Annotated in this window: 15 protein-coding genes; 8 read left to right on the top strand and 7 right to left on the bottom strand. The window is 58.4% G+C overall.

Translation table 11 applies throughout. The annotated features are described in order from the left end of the window. Window positions 1–600 precede the first annotated feature (600 nt). The 5 genes from FWD29_07995 to FWD29_07975 all read left to right on the top strand — a co-directional run bounded on the left by FWD29_07995 (window position 601) and on the right by FWD29_07975 (window position 5,088). Complete coding sequence (locus FWD29_07995) at window positions 601–1,515, top strand: peptidoglycan DD-metalloendopeptidase family protein (protein ID MCL2803872.1); 915 nt, start codon at window positions 601–603, stop codon at window positions 1,513–1,515. A gap of 1,089 nt (window positions 1,516–2,604) precedes the next feature. After that, a complete protein-coding gene (locus tag FWD29_07990; protein MCL2803871.1) occupies window positions 2,605–3,129 on the top strand; it encodes a hypothetical protein in 525 nt (174 codons plus the stop codon). A 362-nt stretch (window positions 3,130–3,491) separates the two neighbouring features. Beyond that, window positions 3,492–4,457 carry a peptidase inhibitor family I36 protein gene (locus FWD29_07985; protein ID MCL2803870.1) on the top strand — a complete coding sequence of 322 codons (966 nt, stop codon included), beginning with the start codon at window positions 3,492–3,494 and terminating at the stop codon, window positions 4,455–4,457. 128 nt (window positions 4,458–4,585) lie between these two features. Further along, complete coding sequence (locus FWD29_07980; GenBank protein ID MCL2803869.1) at window positions 4,586–4,792, top strand: hypothetical protein; 207 nt, start codon at window positions 4,586–4,588, stop codon at window positions 4,790–4,792. After that, a complete protein-coding gene (locus tag FWD29_07975; GenBank protein MCL2803868.1) occupies window positions 4,789–5,088 on the top strand; it encodes a hypothetical protein in 300 nt (99 codons plus the stop codon). Before FWD29_07980 ends, FWD29_07975 begins: the two co-directional genes overlap by 4 nt. Window positions 5,089–5,167: 79 nt before the next feature. Here the strand turns inward: FWD29_07975 and FWD29_07970 are convergent, their stop codons facing one another. From FWD29_07970 to FWD29_07955, 4 genes are all read right to left on the bottom strand, one after another. Continuing rightward, window positions 5,168–6,082, bottom strand: coding sequence for a hypothetical protein (locus tag FWD29_07970; protein ID MCL2803867.1), 915 nt, complete (start codon window positions 6,080–6,082; stop codon window positions 5,168–5,170). A 136-nt stretch (window positions 6,083–6,218) separates the two neighbouring features. Beyond that, on the bottom strand, window positions 6,219–7,091 hold the full coding sequence (locus tag FWD29_07965) for a hypothetical protein (protein ID MCL2803866.1): 873 nt from the start codon (window positions 7,089–7,091) through the stop codon (window positions 6,219–6,221). A 617-nt stretch (window positions 7,092–7,708) separates the two neighbouring features. After that, window positions 7,709–8,422 (bottom strand): hypothetical protein, encoded by a 714-nt coding sequence (locus FWD29_07960; protein ID MCL2803865.1) that lies wholly within the window; start codon window positions 8,420–8,422, stop codon window positions 7,709–7,711. A 104-nt stretch (window positions 8,423–8,526) separates the two neighbouring features. After that, window positions 8,527–10,194 (bottom strand): hypothetical protein, encoded by a 1,668-nt coding sequence (locus FWD29_07955; GenBank protein ID MCL2803864.1) that lies wholly within the window; start codon window positions 10,192–10,194, stop codon window positions 8,527–8,529. Between the two features lie 452 nt (window positions 10,195–10,646). Here FWD29_07955 and FWD29_07950 point away from each other — a divergent pair, with 452 nt between their 5' ends. After that, on the top strand, window positions 10,647–11,423 hold the full coding sequence (locus FWD29_07950) for a hypothetical protein (protein MCL2803863.1): 777 nt from the start codon (window positions 10,647–10,649) through the stop codon (window positions 11,421–11,423). 543 nt (window positions 11,424–11,966) lie between these two features. Beyond that, entirely contained in the window at window positions 11,967–13,883 is a 1,917-nt protein-coding gene (locus FWD29_07945) for a serine/threonine protein kinase (protein ID MCL2803862.1), read from the top strand. A gap of 40 nt (window positions 13,884–13,923) precedes the next feature. Here the strand turns inward: FWD29_07945 and FWD29_07940 are convergent, their stop codons facing one another. Together FWD29_07940 and FWD29_07935 are read right to left on the bottom strand one after the other, a co-directional pair. Further along, the gene (locus tag FWD29_07940) at window positions 13,924–14,835 is read right to left on the bottom strand and encodes a hypothetical protein (protein ID MCL2803861.1); all 912 of its coding nucleotides are present in this window, start codon (window positions 14,833–14,835) and stop codon (window positions 13,924–13,926) included. Between the two features lie 182 nt (window positions 14,836–15,017). Next, on the bottom strand, window positions 15,018–15,950 hold the full coding sequence (locus FWD29_07935; protein MCL2803860.1) for a hypothetical protein: 933 nt from the start codon (window positions 15,948–15,950) through the stop codon (window positions 15,018–15,020). Window positions 15,951–16,351: 401 nt separating this feature from the next. Between FWD29_07935 and FWD29_07930 the strand changes: the two genes are divergently transcribed. After that, window positions 16,352–17,500 carry a hypothetical protein gene (locus tag FWD29_07930; GenBank protein ID MCL2803859.1) on the top strand — a complete coding sequence of 383 codons (1,149 nt, stop codon included), beginning with the start codon at window positions 16,352–16,354 and terminating at the stop codon, window positions 17,498–17,500. A gap of 152 nt (window positions 17,501–17,652) precedes the next feature. Here FWD29_07930 and FWD29_07925 read toward each other — a convergent pair. Next, window positions 17,653–18,262: hypothetical protein (locus FWD29_07925; protein ID MCL2803858.1), on the bottom strand; the 610-nt coding region annotated here is incomplete at its 5' end.

Raw genomic sequence — 18,262 nt, 5'->3', positions numbered from 1 at the left:
GTTGTCCTAACATATGGCGCCATCACCCCAGATTAGTGCTGGCCCCACACCCAAATCCAGGGCAAACAAGCAGGTCACAGCCCATACCTCAACAGAAACCCAAAAAAGTGGCACGAGTCGGGTTAGACTCTTCGCTTTAGCGCGACTGCCTGCTGCCGCCCAATGTGGTTCCTTCCCGATCGGCCTCTCAAGCTAGGCAGTCCAGGAGTCATCAAGACCCTATCGTTCCCATTTCTGCCCACGGACTCTCGCGCCCGTCGCTAGGCGCGTCTTGGCTTCGGCCTGGTGCAGGCCGAACCGTCAGCCCCGCAAGTTCCCCCAAACTGGGGAGTTCTCCCCATTGCCCCAGGTCAGAGCATCCTTTAGCCTAAGTATCAGCCCCGTTCGGAACCCCGAACGGACCTCAACCAAAGGGTGGAGGTAGCCTGCTGAAGACAGGCCCATCACCTCAGATAGAACGCCCTCCCGCAGGGCATTAGTACAACTCACAAGTGGTGACGAGGCTATCTTCATGCCAGATTCCGCCGAATTACCACCCTCTTGTACAAACGAATAATCGACCACATACACAAAACAGACAGCGAATTAGGAGTGCATGTCATGAAATCACTATCAAAGCCACTAACGATGACGTTAGCCACAGCTCTGGCAACAATTGGTCTGCTGAGCCTCCAAGCCGCGCCATCCTTCGCGGCATCTCGAGACGGCGTCTGCCAAGCGGGCGAGTTCTGCTTCTACTACAACAGCGGGCAGGCCGGTTCGGCCTCCGACTTCACCGGCTCCGTCAACAACTACGGCACTGACAAGGCCACATGCTACGTCTTCAAGGGAACGGGCAGTGGAAAAGATCGGTGCATCAAGAACGACGCGGCCAGTGTCTGGAACCGCTCCAATCAAACGGTGAGGGTCTACTACAACAGCAACTACAGTGGGGCCTATCAAGACTTCGCCCCGGGGGCCAAGGCCAACCTTTCGGCTTCAATGAAGAACAACAATGCGTCTCACAAATTTATCGGAGCCGCGCCCACACCTACCACCACACCTGCCAAGGGAATCCAGGGCACCTACTACGCGCCGATCCAAACCGGCGTGAAATTCTCAGCCAACACGGAGGGCAGCGGATGGAAACATGATATCGCCGTGGGCACTAACACGAAGGTCTACGCAATCGCCGACGGCACCATTTCCTGCCAGCAAGCCTACACTGTGTTCAATGGGACAAAGAAACTCACCAGTTATGGGAATAACATTCGTTTTACCAGCAGCAATGGTAAGGTGACGGCCACATACGCCCATCTCAACTCATTTGAGAAGGCCTCTCTATCAATTCCAAGTTCTCAGACAGTGAGGCAAAGCGGAAGCTCGGGTACTCTGGTTCGAGGTAGCTACTCCGTCAAAAAGGGAGACGTAATTGGCTACGTGGGCAGTACCGGTAACTCCACAGGACCGCACCTGCATTTTGAGCTGAGGATAGATGGTTCGCGGGTGAATCCGCCATCGTATGTGGGTCTATAACGCTCGGCGCGTGAATAGTAAGTCTGCCCTATTCAGTTTGATTGACTGCGTGGCGCATGGCTCGCCGCAATGACGATAATTCAATGTGTCTACTGAGGACTGGTAGTACCGGCTGAGGCCGGTCCTGCCAGTCTCATTTTTCGTTGGAGTGAGTAGTCCATTCGACCAGCTGACCTTGTCACGGCGTATTCAAGTCTATTGCAGAGGGCAAAGACCTGAGCCATGCCGCTCCATTGTCGACCTGGGGCGAGCCAGAATTATGGCCATCTCAGGCGCCAGCAGTGGGGTACTCATTCTGAGGCTTTGCATGTGCTATGCCCGAGTCCAGATGTCGCACTGTGACCTAGCCTTGACCATGAGCTTTGGCATGAGTGGGGAGTCTCCCCATTCCCCGATGACCTGCAAGGCTGGGACACTGATGCCCGCAGGCCAACGAAGAGGCGGAGGGCTTGTCGGTGCCATGGTCGCCGCCGGAGGCGTTCACGACACCACCCACGGCCGGATTGCATAGCGACGTCTGGGGTTTGGCGGCCACCGTCTATTCGCTTCTGGCCGGGCGGGCTCCTTTTGAAGTCACCGGGGGCGACAACAGTGCCCCAGCCCAAATGCATCGAATTGAGCATGAACCGCTGCCGGCGATTGGCCGGGCCGACTGTCCGGCCAGCCTGGGACGGGTCCTCGAAGCGGCAATGGCGAAACAGCCGGTCCAGCGTTACCCCACCGTGTTGGCTTTGGGGCGAGCCCTGCAACGGGTTCAGGCCGAACTGGGAATCGACCCAACCCAGATGGTCATCCAATCTGAACCACGGCCATCGCCCCCCACGGAAGACCCCGGCGATGCGACTCAGACCCGCATGAGCAATCCTCGCCTGGTTCACCAGGGTGAGGTGACCAGACAAGCCGGTCAAGTCGATCCGACCACGCAACGGAACACCAGTGCCCAGCTGGACGAAACAAGCCCGGCTGAACTCTCGCCATCGGCCGGTCGAAGACCCTATGGCGGGACTCTGCTGGCACCCACTTTGGTGACAGCGCCGGACAGCCTACGCCGCGACACCGTCCCATCACCTGGCAAACGTCCTGAGCCAAATGGACAAAAAACGGCGCCTGGGACTCGTTGTCGTCGCCGGCCTGTTGCTTCTGGTCGGCGTCCTGGTCGGCGTCCTGGTTGGGGTCGTGCTTGGGTTGATTTTTCCAGGCGGGCCCGAACCGGTTGACACCGCTGAGGCAAACCGTGGCACCCCAGGACCGGCCGAAACGGCCACGGAACCTGACGACGCTTCATCGCCTCTCCCGACGCCCTTCCAGCAAAATCCGCTCGTTGACAGCGATCCACCGGTGGCCAAGGCCATGGAATCACTGGTGTTGCCCTTGCTGCCGCAGGAGGCCTCGTCGACTATTCGCGTCAACCCCGGCGACGGAGTCGGGACAACCGCAATACAGGAGCTCGCCAACGACGCGGCAACCGGCGACACCGACAAAATTGTGCGCTACTGCTGGACTCAGCCGGCCACCGAGGTGCGGGCCGCCGATGGCTCGACTGACGCCTTGGCATATTTCACAACCACCTACCTCGACTTCTGGTTGCCCTTTGAGCTTGGCGAAATCGACTAGCACCGTTCGCCGAACCGCTCCGCCACCGGTAGATAATCCATGAACTTGGGCCGGCGCGCCCGGCCGCTTTTGGGGTTCCCGCGAACTGGGGAGTTCTCCCCATTGCCCCAGGTCAGAGCATCCTTTAGCCTAAGTATCAGCCCCGTTCGGAACCCCGAACGGACCTCAACCAAAGGGTGGCGGGAGCCTGCTGAAGACAGGCCCATCACCTCAAATAGAACGCCCTCCCGCAGGGCATTAGTGCAACTCACAAGTGGTGACGAGGCTATCTCCATGCCAGATTCCGCCGAATTACCACCCTCTTGTACAAACGAATAGTCGACCAAATACGTGGAACAACCAACACATTAGGAGTAACGACAATGAAGACCCCAAGAAAGTTATCATCGATGATCTTGGCGACAGCTCTGGCCACAATTGGTCTGCTGGGATTCCAAGCCGCACCGAGCTTTGCGGCGTCTCGCGACGGCGTCTGTCAGGCAGGCGAGTTCTGCTACTACTACAACAGCGGGCAGGCCGGGTCAGTCTCGGACTTCACCGGCTCCATCAGCAACTACGGCACTGACAAGGCCACATGCTACGTCTACAAGGGACCGGGCAATGGCAAAGACCGGTGCATCAAGAACGATGCAGCCAGTGTCTGGAACCGGTCCAATCAAACGGTGAGGGTCTACTACAACAGCAACTACGGTGGTGCCTACCAAGACTTCGCCCCCGGAGCCAAAGGCAACCTGAACGCCACGCTGAAAAACGAAAACGCCTCCCACCAATTCCGGGGAACACCTGGGCCGACTCCCGCCCCGTCCTCAAACACGGCTGCGTCGACCTCCATTACTGCCAAGCTCGACAAACTGATTGCTGGAACCGCCTCGCTTCACTACAGCGGCTCCACCCATCAGGCGAAGAATGGAACTAAGTGGGACGATTGGAAAGGGAGCGTTTGGGGCTGGCAGTGCAAGGGATTCGCGACCGCAGTGTTCTACGAATTGTACGGATACAACATTTCTCCTTCATATCAGAGTTCCAACCGCCACGTGCTCAATATCAGCTCCTCCAAAACATCTGTTGTGTACTCGGCGTACAGACCGTCCAAGAGCACGCTGATCACCAAGCTACAAACTGCCAAGCCTGGCGATTACATTCAGATGAGCAAGGCGTCGAGCCAGCATTCACTGATTGTCTACGCTGTGGTGTCCAACGGCGTGTGGGTCTATGACGCAAACAGTGATGGCGCCAACACGATTAAGAAGCAGCTCCGCAGCTGGGACTACTTCTACGACTATATGGGGAGTTCCGGCTTCGGGATTTCGATCTACCGTGCCAAATAGCCTGTCTGCTTGAGGTCCTGATCGATTGGACATCCCGAAAAGTCTAACCCCCGATCGCACGAGCTAACCCTCAGAGAGTCTGCCCAGGGAAGCCACTCGAATTGCCACTCGACCCGACACTTATCAGCATGAACGTCCGCCACAACCCCCAGGCCTCTCATGCCTGGGGGTTGTGGCGCAAGTGGGGAGTCTCCCCATTCCCCAATGACCTGCAAGGCCAGGCAGGCCTGGTACGCAAGATCCGGATCCCACACATTCACCATGCTTTCCGCGACAATGTGTTCGCCATGCGTGTCTTCGGAAAAGCTGGCGGATACCAGCACGCCTCTGTATGACGGAGACAACCAGAGCATCAAACGTCTACCCGGTTGGTGTTAGTGTTTCGGCCCAGTGCCGGCTTTTCCAGATTCTCGACGACACCGCCGGTCCTGTCACCGTATCGGATTTGGATGCTCTATTTGGCCAGGTTGGAGCCACCATGGAGCCAGGACTGTCCGACACCGGCTTCTGGTACGGCGGCGTCGAATACTCGCATGAGGTGTTCAGCATTGTGTTTGCGTTTTCCGAGGAGAACGACGGGGAGTATCTTGGCCCGGACGACTTGGTCCTTGCGGTGGGCCCGCGCCCTTAACCCTCCTCGACTTCCAAGGCCATTCCTTGCCCTGGGCGCCCCAGGGTGTGGCTCGGGTTGGAGCTTGCCAGCTCTGTTTCTACCAGCCTTCGCATGCACCCTGATCAGCCTCTTGATTCAGGCAGGCCTGGTACGCAAGATCCGGATCCCACACATACACCATGCTTTCCGCGACAAAGTGTTCGCCATGCGTGTCTTCGGAAAAGCTGGCGGATACCAGCACGCCTCTGTATGAATACACTATCCCACCGAACGCCAACAGCGGCTCGAACGAGCCCTCTACCGGCTCAAAAACCTCTCCGGTCTCTCCAAACAGCTCATTGAGATCAGCCACGCCAATCGGTCCCGGTGGGCCGTCGACAATATGTTCGAGCTTGCCTTCAAAACTCCAGCAGACTCCGGCAGGACGCGGACCCGATCGATAGCTTGAATCCCATTCCCCGGTGTAGTCCGTGAATGAAATCTCATAATCCTCGTAGACAAAATGGATACCATCGTAAGAGGAGACGTAGTCCCATTCGCCCAACTGTCGTTCGATGGGTTCTGGGGGTTGGCCTATCAATTCGAACACCATTGGTTTTAGCTTCAGCTCGGTTTCGGGTGAATCGCTGGGAGGTGGAGGAATCACTTCGTCGGGCACGTCCAAGATCTTCCAGGCCGAGTCCTCGAGAATCACGACTACGATGACTGTCTGTGGCTCCTGATCTGGTGGTTCGACGGTGACAACCATGGTTCCCCTATTTGGGCCATCAGGCGCCCACGACGCAACGTCCGGTCTGACTATCGACCCAGGCACAAACAGCTGCTCGATGTTGTCCCGGACCTCGGCACTGGCCTGGCTTGAAACCAGAGTCACCGGGTCAGTTGCGAGTCCTTGAAGGGCGACCGCCACCTGGTTGGCCTGGTCCGATGGTGCGTTGCTGCCGCAGGCCACCAAACACAGCACCAGGGTCAGCGCAGTTGTGCATCCAATAATAGCTTTGGCCGGTTTCATGCTGGTTCCTCTCCCATCCGGCGAATTGCCGTGCCGCAGCCCGGCCCGGGGTTGCTGGCGCTATGGACCGGATCCAGCCGAGGTGGCGACTTGGTGGGCGAACGCCGGCCCATCGCTGTCGAATGCGGCGGCGACATTAGTCCCTGTCCGCCTCCCAGATCAACCAGACTTGGGCCAGGTCTGCAAGCTCGAAGTGTTTCCCATCGTTGTCTTCGGAAAAGCCAATTTGAACCATCGTTCCCTCGAACTCGTACTCGATTCCGCCATACCAGAAACCGACTTCGGTTTGTTCTGGCTCAATCCACTCCCCGACCTGTCCGAACAATGCGTCCAGGTCTGAGATACCTACCCAGTCAAAGGTACTTTCGACAATTTGGCCCAGCTCACCCACGAAAAACTTGCAATTCCCAGCGGCTCGTAGACTCGACAGATCACCCCAGTTTTCGCCCCCAATGGAGTCCGTGAATCCAAACGTGTAGTCTCCGAACACAAACAGATATCCCTCTGCAAAGTAGGCCTCCTGGAACTTGCCTGCCTTCTCTTCCACGACTTCTGGCGGCCGGCCAAGCGATTCAAACACCGTGGGTTTGATCGTCAGCCCGGTCTCGGGTGGGTCACTTGGGGAAGCCGGAGGTTCTTCCGGGACAACGTCGAAGATCTTCCAGTCCGAATCTTCGATAATCACGACGACTGTGATTGTCCGTGGATCTTGGTCGGGCGGCTCGACCGTGACAACCATGGTGCCTTTGTTTGGGCCATCCGGAGCCCACGACGCGACGTCCGGTTTGACTATCAACCCGGGCACAAACAGCTGCTCGATGTTGTCACGGACCTCGGCACTTGCCTGGCTTGAAACCAGAGCCACCGGGTCAGTTGCGAGTCCTTGAAGAGCAGTGGCCACCTCGCTCGCCCGTTCCCCAGGCGACGGCCCCCTCCCGCCGCAGGCGGCCAGCGACACCGCCAGCGCCAGAGCCACAACCAGTGAAAGTGTGGTCTTAGTTGTTGTCACGATGATCCTCGTCTTGACTCGCTGACGGCCGCGTCACGAACAAGGACGACCCAACGGCATCGGCCAAGTACTGCATATGCAATACCGTAGCCCAAATACCACAACCCGAGCACGTTCTTGGCTGGCTGCCGACTCAGGTGGGGAGTCTCCCCATTTACTTGATTACCACTAAGGCCGAGGCACAGGTGATGCCGCCGGAAAGACTGCGACGTCGGCACATTCTTGGGTCAGGGTTCAGTTGGCCTGGAACTGCGTCTGTTGCTATGTCTACACAATGCAGACCTCGCGATTGTTGCGCCTTGGCCTTCGGAAGCGTTCAAGTCAAGGCAGAACGGCTGTCGGGACACTGGGGATCACCACTCGCCCAGGAGCCGACGGTGGGAGAGGCAAGTTAGTGTCGGCAGCCGCCGATTTCGCCTAGTTTTCAACCGCCGCCGACACTAGATACCACCCCACCGCTGCTGGCCGCTATTTCAACCGGCGCTGGCACTCCCGGGAACAACTAGACGCCATCACTTCAAGGCACAATGCCAAATCGCAGGAGTCAGGTCTCGACAATGCTTGTCGAAATTCGTCTCCATTTGGAAACGTGATAGGCCAGTGGCCAAATTGGGTCGTCAACCCCACTGCTGGGCGTCGAGCACCCGTGAAACGAAACCCGGAGGACCCTCCATTCCCTCGTCAAAAGACGAACCAGACTCGACCCACTCCAACTCACCGCTGTCAAGCCGCCGAAAAGTGCTCATATGGCTCTGGCTATGGGCCGTCGTGCCGATGACCGAAACCATTACCCACCCATCGCTGTCAACCAGGACCCTATCAACATAGAAGTCAGTCCCTAATCCAGGTACGCCAGCTCTTTCCAATGCGCTTGTCGCCAGGGCGACTAGGTCCTCGTCTGGATCGTCAGTGGGCAACGCCTCCGCCTCGGGTGAGTCACTTGGGGGAGTTGGCGGTTCTTCCGGGACTATGTCGAAGATCTTCCAGTCCGAGTCCTCAATAATCACGACAACGATGATTGTCCGTGGACCTTGGTCAGGCGGCTCAACGGTGACAACCATTGTGCCCCTGTCAGGACCATCAGGCGCCCACGACTCCACGTCCGGGCTTACCTTCGACCCAGGTGCAAAAAGCTCTGCCACATTCTCGCGCACCTCAGCGCTGGCCTTGTTCGAAACAAGAGCCACCGGGTCAGCTTCGAGTCCCTGAAGGGCGGCGGCCACCTGGTTGGCCTGTTCAAGTAGGGACGGAATTTTGCTGCCGCAGGCCACCAAAGGCAGCAACAGGGCCAAAGCCACGACAGCCGGATGAAGGGTCTTGGTTGTTTTCACGACAATCCTCGTCTCAATAACTCACGGTCAGTCCACCGCAGGCGTCGACCCAACGCCATCGGCCAAGTACTGCATATGCAATACCGTAGCCCAAATGCCGCGCTTCATTCTTTCGGCGTGAACCCATCACGGACAACTACCGATCCCCAGACGCCACCGGTCCAACCACAACTGCTACTCCACAAAGTCCACAAGGTGTCGCCAATGTAACGCTCATCGACCGGGCAGTACGGCCATTGATCCGAGTCGAATGCGGGCTCATCGATCAGCTCGCCATCGAGGCCAACCACAAGGCTGTCTTCGATAGTTTCAATATAGATCTTGCCATTAGAGGCCGTCAGAATCTCCAGGTCCAGCTTGTCTACACGCTCAGGCGAAATCACTTCGACAATAGTATCCTCATCGCCAATGTATCCCAGGAACGTGCCGGATTCCCCTTTGAAAATACCCACAAGGACCATTCCGCCCTTGCCATCACTGATCAAATAGTAAGGGCCTTCGGCCGATCCACCCTTAATCGGTGTGTCTCGAGTGCCGACGTGGGCAAACAGTTCCCATCGAGCGCCGTCTTTCGCCCAGTCGGAGTAGTTGCCCTCGGTCTTTGAGTAGATATAGCGACCGCCTCCTAGCTCAAGAGTCGGCGCCCCGACATTGTAGTGGTCGGACACATATTGGTTGACGGCGCTGGCCACCACGGACCCATCCTTGACTGAAATGAGTTCGGTCTTGTCTGAATACCCCCAGCTCGGCTCGCAGCTCAGCGTGAACACACCGTTGTACTCGTTGGCCAAAGAGGTGACAGAACAAGAAACTGATTCATCAGAGTCCTCCGACTCAAAGGTTCTTGTCCACACGGCCTTTCCGGTTTTTGGGTCAAGACCAACGACCGTGTCGGCACGCACAACTACTCCCAACACATCGGCTGACGCCGCGACAAATGCTGGGTAGCCGTCTGTGTCTGTGTCCACCAACTCAGCCGTCAAAGCAACCCTGGAGCCCAGTTGGCAGGTTTCAAAGCTAAGCGTCTGGTACCAAAAGCGCGTTTCCTCCGGGTTCAATCCTGATGCGCGAGTCGTCGCTGCATAGACCACTCCAACGGCCGGCTGACCATTAGTCGTAGCCGCTACGTCGAAGGACTCAAGGGGATACTCGTTGTCGTTCCACAGCGCGAGAGAACAGGCTTTGAATTGAGTTGCACCCGGCACCCAGCCCCATACGAGGCCGGTGTAGTCAGACTCGCCTTGCTCTTTCAACTCCATTCCTCCGATCATGCCGCCACGCCATTGAACGGAATCCGCTAGTAACAGGTCAGGGTCCAGATCCGGCGCCAAACTCAGGTCCATGCTTTGGTAATCAGCGTAAACGACGCCTTCGCGTATTCTCGACGACCCATCAGAAGAGTCGTCGACCACGTCAAAGATCTTCCAGTCTGAATCTTCAACAATCACGACGACTGTGATTGTCCGTGGATCTTGGTTTGGCGGTTGGACGGTAACGACCATAGTCCCCTTGTTTGGACCATCGGGCGCCCACGACTGCACGTCCGGACTCACCTTCGACCCAGGCGAAAAGAACTCTGCCACATTTTCACGCACCTTGGCACTGGCCCTGCCTGAAACCAGAGCCACCGGGTCGGTTGCGAGTCCTTGAAGAGCGGTGGCCACCTCGCTCGCCTGTTCGCCAGGCGACGGCCCCCTGCCGCCGCAGGCCGCCAAAGACAACACCAGGGTCAAAGTCACCATTGCTGAAAGAAGGGTCCTAGTAGTTTTCACGATAATCCTCGTCTCGCCTACCTGGCGGCCGCGTCACGTCAGTGGGTGACCCAACGCCATCGGCCAAGACATCTGAAACCAGTTTCGATGCCGTTGCCCACGTGACCGCCTGCGCCCGGGGCTAGCCGCCAAACACTGCATATGCAATACCGTAGCCCAGATGTCACAGCTCGGAACCACCAGCCTGCCCTTGCCCTTGGGTCATGAATTGGACCGCTGTCAGCGGTCTCTGGGGCTTGACCCCTTACAAGTCCGGGCTAGCCGGAAAGGCTCGGTCCGGAAACACGGCGAAGTCGTGCCAGCCAATTCGGCAGGCGACCAGGATGGGGAGTACTCCCCATTCTCCGTCCTGGGCCCTCCTGGCAGGATTTGAAACGTTAGCAACACCCGTTTGGAGAATGGTGACGACAGTGGATCCCAGCGAGACCCGGTTTTGCCCAGAATGCGGAAAAGTGGTGACCCCGGGAGACCGCTTCTGCATTGGCTGCGGTGGCGACCTGTTTGATGGCGCGCCTGAGGCGGCGCCAACAACCCCGGTAGCGGTTTCTGCAGACGACCCAGACCGGCCTGTTGCAGTCAACCCCGATATGCCACCCTCGCCCATGCCCACAGGTCCGGCCGGGCAAGTCGAACCACGACCGATTGATGACCCGGACATGACACGCCTGGCGCTGCCACGTCGTGAGGACGTCGAGGGCGGGCGGCCCCAGCCTCCCGCGGCCAAGACATCCGGGACGTCAGAGGGGCAGCAGGCGGCAGTCGCCGATGGCGCGGCACCACTTGGGGTGCCCGGGCCGCAGACCGTGCCACCAACGGCGCCCCCGATTCCAGTGGGCGGGCCACCGTTCCCCATCTACTCGCCGAGCCAGCCCTTCGCGGCCGTCCAACGCTACTTCCGGCCAGCCCTGGGATTCGGCGCTGGCGGGCTCGTCTCCCTGTTCATTTCCATAGTGACCTATATCGTCGGCGCTGTCGCAAAAAGCCACTTCACAGACTATTCTTATTGGTTCTATTCCTACCGGGAGCTGGAACAGGCCTACGGGCGCGTTCATTCCGCGGGCGTGGTATCCCTGATAACGGCTCTCATTGCTGGCGGGTTGGGCGTAGTAGCCCTCGTGACATCAAAGAAACATGTTCCATCCATTGTTGTTGGTGCGATTTGCGTGGCCGGGTTCGTCGTCTTCCTCATTTTGTCGATCACATTAGTAGCCTTTTCCGTGACTTACTGATTCTTGTAGACTCAAGGGTGCAGGCTGCTGACCAGCACCCAAACGCCGGTCGCGAAGGCTCTCCACGGGACTCTATCGAGAACGCGAATTCGACGGCCGAGTAGGCTTGATCAATTGCGCCGCGCTACAACTGGTCTCCTACTGAGACATGATCGTCAGGGCGAAAATACTCCCCATTTGGTTCTTCCGAAAACTCGGTGGTAATGAAAAGACGGTCGTATTTCGCTCCGGATATCAGCTCTACCCAGGGGTTTTAGACTGAGTGGGGAGTCTCCCCATTCCCTGATGGCCAACCGGTTGGGATACTGGTGCCCGCTGTCCAACTGGCAGGCGGGCTGAGCGGCGATGACTGGTCTGGTTCGGTTCCGGAGTTCAGCCAGCGGCTAGACTCGGGCGTACTGACGCTGTCAACGACGGGCGTTGACCTCCGTAAACGGGGTGACAATGGCCGGACGAAGGTCCGGAATCCGGCGCTGATACCGGCCGACCTGGCCTGGGCAGCCGTTGGCAGCTGCACTGAGTTGAAGGGGAGGGGCTGGTTTGGTGTCTACCGCAGACGGCCTGTCTAACGCCCCTGTGATCTCCGGTTTTGAGCCGGTTAAGTTGCTCGGTCGCGGCGGCTTCGCTGAGGTGTTTTTGTACCAGCAAGCCAGTCCTCGCCGCCAGGTCGCCTTGAAAGTCCTGCTGACCAGGGATGTTGGTTCTGAAGCGATCCAGCGGTTGGCTCAAGAAGCCGATTTGATGGCAGAACTGTCAACCCATCCACACATCGCCACGGTCTACACCAGTGGCCTGACCGATGACGGCCGGCCCTACCTGGCCATGGAGTACTGTCCCCATCCGTCTTTGAACGTTGGATTACGTACCACCTCCCGCAAGATCGATGAGGTCCTAAAGATCGGGGTCGAGATCGCAGGTGCGGTTGAGACCGCTCACCAAGCCGGCGTTCTGCATCGGGATATCAAACCGGCCAACATCCTGATGACACTCTATGGCCACCCTGTGTTGACCGATTTTGGGATCGCGGTATCGATGCGCCAGGCCACCGAACAGGCGGAGGGCTTGTCGGTGCCGTGGTCGCCGCCAGAAGCTTTCACCACTCCGCCCACGGCTGGGTTGCACAGTGATGTCTGGGGTTTGGCGGCCACCATCTATTCGCTTCTGGCTGGGCGGGCTCCCTTCGAAGTCACCGGGGGCGAAAACAGCGCCTCCGCCCAAATGCATCGCATTGAGCATGAGCCCCTGCCCCCGATAGGTCGGGCTGATTGTCCAGCCAGCTTGGGACGTGTACTGGAAGTGGCGATGGCGAAACAGCCAGCTCAGCGCTACCCCACAGTCTTGGCTTTGGGGCGAGCCCTGCAAAGGGTCCAGGCCGAACTGGGGATCGACCCAACCCAGATGGTGATCCAAGAGGATCCACAACCGGACCGGCCACCCGAACAGGACGAGGCCGGTTTGACTCGCCTTCGTCGCCCGCGGCTGGTCGATCAAGAAGAGGCGCCTGGACAAACTGGGCCGACCATGACGTATGATCTGCCATCGGCCGCGACCGAAGCCTTTGACGAGACCTTACTGACGCCAACCAGACCGTCGACTCTGAGGAACCAGCCCTACCAGTACGAAGGCTCGCTCCTGGTGGGACCGCATGGGACAAATCCGCCGCCGCTAAGCTCCGCCGGCACCGCCTCAGCCGCAGCCGGCGGCCCGGGTGGACCCTCGGGTGCGCCAGGCCAGGCCAAACCGTCGAAGAAGCTGAGGACCGGGATGGTTTTTTCTAGCTCGGTGGTGCTGATTGCCGCTGCGGTTGGCTTGGTTTGGGCACTAGCCCTGAGGGGCGGTCCCGAACCGGTTGACTACGTGGCCGAGGAGCGGACTCCGGCAGTCGTTGAAGAACCCTCGACGCCGACTCCCACCCCAGCGCCGACGCCAACCGCCAGGACCACACCGACTCCTACGGTACCGCCGCTGCAGGTCGGCACCTGTTTGACCGTATCGCCTGGCGAGCTCCTGACGGACCGGCCTGATAACTGGAAAACCATGACAGCTGACTGTGGCAGCACCGCTGCGGCGGTCAGAATTGTAGGCGTCGACAGTGAGTGCCCTGACAACACGGGCTGTCTGTCATTTGCCGCCGGAACCAGCACATACCAATTCAATTCGTTTCCCGTGGAGGGTGTTTGTGCCCCTGGATTTGGATTTGGCGCCGATGGCGAGGGGTCAGCCTGGCTGCAAGCCTGGTCTCCCTGTGGCGACTATCGAAGACCTCCTGGGGTCGATTCTCCCGAGAGTATGCAACAGGCCGCCAGTCTTTGGGGCGTCTCCGTTGGGGAACTGTGGCCGGCAAAGTGGCGCATCGATAAGTTTGTCAACGACCCAGACTACTGCGACCCAGGCCAGCTGTACTGGTCCGGCATCATCTTCGACGGCCGCCAATACTCCGTCTGCTGTACCCAGCAGTAGCCGGCTCTTGCCCTACTGGTTGCCTTCGAACCAGGAGAGCTCAGGGAGTCGCGTAAACAAAGGCCCAGCGATCAGTATCGACAATCCCCGCATCATACTCATCGGAATAATCGATGAAAATCGAAAAACCGTCCCACTGATATTGGTACCAACCCTCAACGTAGGGAAGCCCGTCGACCACTTCGCTCCAATCGACCACTTCGCTCCAATCGGTCACTCTCCCGGCCTGCCCAAACTGGGCGTCCAAGTCCGAAATGCTCATGCGATCCGGGGCGTTGTCAAAGAGCTGTCGGAATTCGCCACCGAAGGCGATGCACACGCCGGCAGGTCTTAGGTTCGAATAGTCAGAATTCAGATACTCACCGGCATAGTCGTAGGTCTCCTGGGGCTCCCCGATGTAGTCCGAAAACCAAAACTCATAGTCACCAAACCAGAAGGCTAACCCATCCCCGGCATAAACATGGTCGAAATCGCCTGCAAGCTGCTCTACGACTTCCGGCGGCTGGCCAATAGCGTCAAACACGATCGGATTCAACCTCAACCCAGCCTCGGGTGAGTCGCTTGGGGAAGCTGGAGGCTTTCCTTCGATAATGTCGGAGATCTTCCATTCCGAGTCTTCGATAACGACGACAATGGTAATGATCTGTGGCTCCCGGTCAGGCGGTTCAACGGTCACAACCATGGTGCCCTTGTTGGGACCATCGGGTGCCCACGATTTGACGTCTGGGCTCACTTTCGATCCGGGCGCAAAGAACTCCGCGACCTTGTCACGGACCTCGGCACTGGCCTGGCCCGAAACAAGAGCCACCGGGTCAGTCGCGAGTCCCCGCAGGGCAACGGCCACCTCGTGCGCCTGTTCCCCAAGCGACGGCCCCCTCCCACCACAAGCGACCAGAGGCAGCAGCAAGGTCAAAGCCAACACGGCCGAAAAAAGGGTCCTGCTTGTCTTCACGATAATCCTCGTCTCATCCCATATGGGTCGTTCCGGCCACCGGTCTCAGCCCAGATAGCTGCTGGTGGGACGCTAGGTGTGACTCCCGGGCCGTCGGAATCCCCAACGGCATCCAGCCCATGCTCATCTGACACCCCCGGGGCACCCCAAGGGGTGCAACCGGCCCGGCGGACTCAGGGCTGTCAGCCATTTCCTCGAACGCCTTCACACGTACTTGAATCGGAGAACTCTCTTACACACGCTTGGTACGCCAGTTCCTCATCCCAAACTGACACCTCACTACCTGCAACAAAGTATTCGCCATTAGACTCCTCCGAAAAACCAACCAAAACCCGCAGACCTTCGTACGCATACTCGATTCCATTGTAGAAAAAGCCGCTTTCCCCGGTAAAGTCTTGGTTCGCGTAGCTCTGACCGGTTTCCCCAAACAGTGCGCCAAGAGCAGCAATGCTAATCGGCCCTGGAGGACTGTCGACAATGTGTTTCAGTTGGCCATGATATTCCCAACAGACTCCGGCAGGCCGTGGACCCGACATGTAGTCTGGGCCCCATTCTCCGGTGTAGTCCGTAAATGACACATCGAAATCCGCGTAAATAAAACGGACGCCATTGTATTCGGAGACGTAGTCCCATTCGCCTAACTGTTCAACGACCGCGTCCGGCGGCTGGCCAATCAATTCAAACACCATCGGTCTTAGCGCAAACGCGGTAGTGGGAGAGTCGGTCGGAGACGGAAGGGTTTCTTCGTCGACCAGGTCAAAGATCTTCCAGTCCTCGTCCTCGATAATAACGACAACAATGACCGTCAGTGTATCTTGGTCGGGCGGTTCGACGGTTACCACCATGGTGCCCTTGCCAGGACCGTCAGGTGCCCACGACTGGACATCTGGTTTGACTATTGACCCGGGCACAAACAGCTGGTCGACGCTGTCACGGACCTCGGCACTGGCCTTGCTCGACACAAGTGCCACCGGGTCGGTTGCGAGTCCTTGAAGCGCGATGGCCACCTCGTTTGCCTGTTCCCCAGGCGACGGCCCCTTGCCGCCACAGGCGGCCAGAGACACCGCCAGTGCCAGAGCCACAACCAGTGAAAGAGCGGTTCTAGTTGTTGTCACGATGATCCTAGTCTTGACTCGCTGACGGCCGCGTCACGAAAAAGGGCGACCCAACGGCATCGGCCAAGTCAGCAAAAACCAGCTTCGACGCCCTTGTCCACGTGACCGCCTGCGCTCGGGGCTCGCTGCCAAACACTGCACATGCAATACCGTAGCCCAAATGTCACAACCCGGACCCACGCCCGCTGGCTTTCGCACCGCCATGCGGGTTTCTGCGGACGCAAGATCACGGAATGGCTCGGCCGGTCTCCATCCACAGACGGTCCCTTCTGGACGACCTCAGCATTGGCGCCGGCCAACCAATCTGGTACCAGCTATGCGGCATGCCACATGCGCTACGCTTTTGTGCGCGGTATTCGGCGGGCCCGGTACGGCCGGGCCGGCAAGAGACAAGGATTAGCATGACGATTGGAAAAGCCACGCTGGTGGGAGTCACCGCTCTTTGCCTCACTCTGTCGCTGGCCTCTTGTGGCGGCAAGAATCCGTCGCCCCAAAGACAGGCCGAGCAGGTGGCAGCTGCTTTGCAAATGCTCGCCGGCGACCCAGTCGCTCTTGTTTCGAGCACAGCCAGTGCCGAGGCGCGTGACCAGGTCGCGCAACTGTTTGTGCCTGGCTCGAAGGTGAGCCCGGACGTAGGGTCGTGGGCACCTGATGGTCCCGACAAGGGGACCATGGTTGTCAGGGTTGAACCGCCTGATCAAGACCCACAGACGATCGTAGTCATCGTTGTATATGAGGACTCAGAGTGGAAAATCTACGACATAGTTGAGGACGAACCCCCTACGGAGTCATCCAAGGAAGCGTTCGCCGCGGTCGTCGCCGCCGAAGAGCTGCTTGCCGGACAGACGTTCCAGGCCCAATTCATCAAGCACGAAGAGGACGGCTACCTCTTTCCGCGCATCGAGTGGCCCAGTCTGAGCGGAGCTATCAACTTCGAGATCGCTGATTTCGATGGTGACGGGGAGGACGAGCTGCTGGTGATCAGGCTTGAACCGCGCCGAGACACGGATCAGCGCATTGGAGACGTGGACTTGGAGCCACGGGAGTCGGCAATGAACTCCGTCTACGCTCATTTGTACGAATACACCAACGGAGCCGTCACGGACGTGGCCTCGGCTTTTCTGGCGAGCGAAGCACTAGCGGGTGACTCTGTGCAAATCGACGTTTTCGCGATTAGGAATCCGGACGATGGGCTCGATGTTTGCGCAGAACACGACCGCTTTGCCTACTTGTTCTCGGACGGGCATTTTTGGACCGTCACCTGCCATCGATACGGTGCTGACGGCTTTCGGCAGGTCGTCGACACGAGCTACGGCGGATCTGATCTGATGGAGTCTGATTTGGTTGCCTCCCAAGAAGCGCTCGCCGAGGTTGGCATCACGATGCCCACACAAAGTCTCGTCGTGGAGCGAATCGTGGACTTGCATGAGGGCGCCAAACTGATCGCTGGCATGAACGCTAATCCTGGGGATATTCCCTACGAACTTGTCGAGGAGTTCCGGAATTCCTGGTCGGCGACGCTTCCTCCCATCATGATCCGTTTCAGCTAGACCGCACGGAAGCCTGCGGGTGGTCTGATGGTTTGCCTATGCACGGCCGGGGCCCGCACGACCAGACGGCGCCTGGCGTGGAACCTTGGTGGCGCGCCGCGGATGGCAAGCACCACGCGGCTGACAATACCCGAACCGCCAGGCTTGGACGACTATCTCGAGTCCAAGTAGACCGCGACTTGGTCGCGGGATGAGAAGAAGTCATCCCCGGACGCTGCGGAGTAATAAATGGCGACGGAGATGCCATGTTGCTTGTATCTAATGCCTCCGAGCTCAGCCCCGCCCCGGATGGTCTGCGCTGGTTCGATTTTCTCCACAGCCTGCCCAAATAGTGCTTCCAGGTCCGCAATACTGATTAGGTCGGTGGCGCCATCAATGATCTGGTGGAGTTCACCCAGAAAGCCGGTACAAATGCCGTTTGGACCCATGTCTTCCCCGTCTAGGTCACCGGTAAAGTCCGAAAACTCAAACGTGTATTCACCGAATTCGAAGAAGACGCCTTCGGAATAGTAGGCATTCCTCATTTTGCCTGCCTTCTGTTCCACGACATCTGGGGGTTGGCCAATCGATTCGAACACAATTGGGTTCAGGCTCAACCCAGTCTCCGGTGGGTCGCTTGGTGAAACCGGCGGTTCTTCCGGGACTATCTCGGTGATCTTCCAGGTTGAGTCCTCATACTCCACGATGACAGTGATTATCTGGGGATCTTGGTCAGGCGGCTCAACGGTGACAACCATGGTGCCCTTGTCAGGACCATCAGGT

It is taken from the genome of Micrococcales bacterium, from assembly GCA_009784895.1.
Lineage (GTDB): Bacteria > Actinomycetota > Actinomycetes > Actinomycetales > WQXJ01 > WQXJ01.
This window is presented reverse-complemented; position numbering and strand designations above follow the sequence as displayed.

Excerpts from the sequence above, each read along its gene's own strand:
- FWD29_07930 (MCL2803859.1), top strand. The coding sequence starts at position 16,352 with ATGACGATTGGAAAAGCCACGCTGGTGGGAGTCACCGCTCTTTGCCTC.
- FWD29_07990 (MCL2803871.1), top strand. The coding sequence starts at position 2,605 with ATGGACAAAAAACGGCGCCTGGGACTCGTTGTCGTCGCCGGCCTGTTG.
- FWD29_07985 (MCL2803870.1), top strand. The coding sequence starts at position 3,492 with ATGAAGACCCCAAGAAAGTTATCATCGATGATCTTGGCGACAGCTCTG.
- FWD29_07975 (MCL2803868.1), top strand. The coding sequence starts at position 4,789 with ATGACGGAGACAACCAGAGCATCAAACGTCTACCCGGTTGGTGTTAGT.
- FWD29_07980 (MCL2803869.1), top strand. The coding sequence starts at position 4,586 with ATGAACGTCCGCCACAACCCCCAGGCCTCTCATGCCTGGGGGTTGTGG.
- FWD29_07970 (MCL2803867.1), bottom strand. The coding sequence starts at position 6,082 with ATGAAACCGGCCAAAGCTATTATTGGATGCACAACTGCGCTGACCCTG.
- FWD29_07995 (MCL2803872.1), top strand. The coding sequence starts at position 601 with ATGAAATCACTATCAAAGCCACTAACGATGACGTTAGCCACAGCTCTG.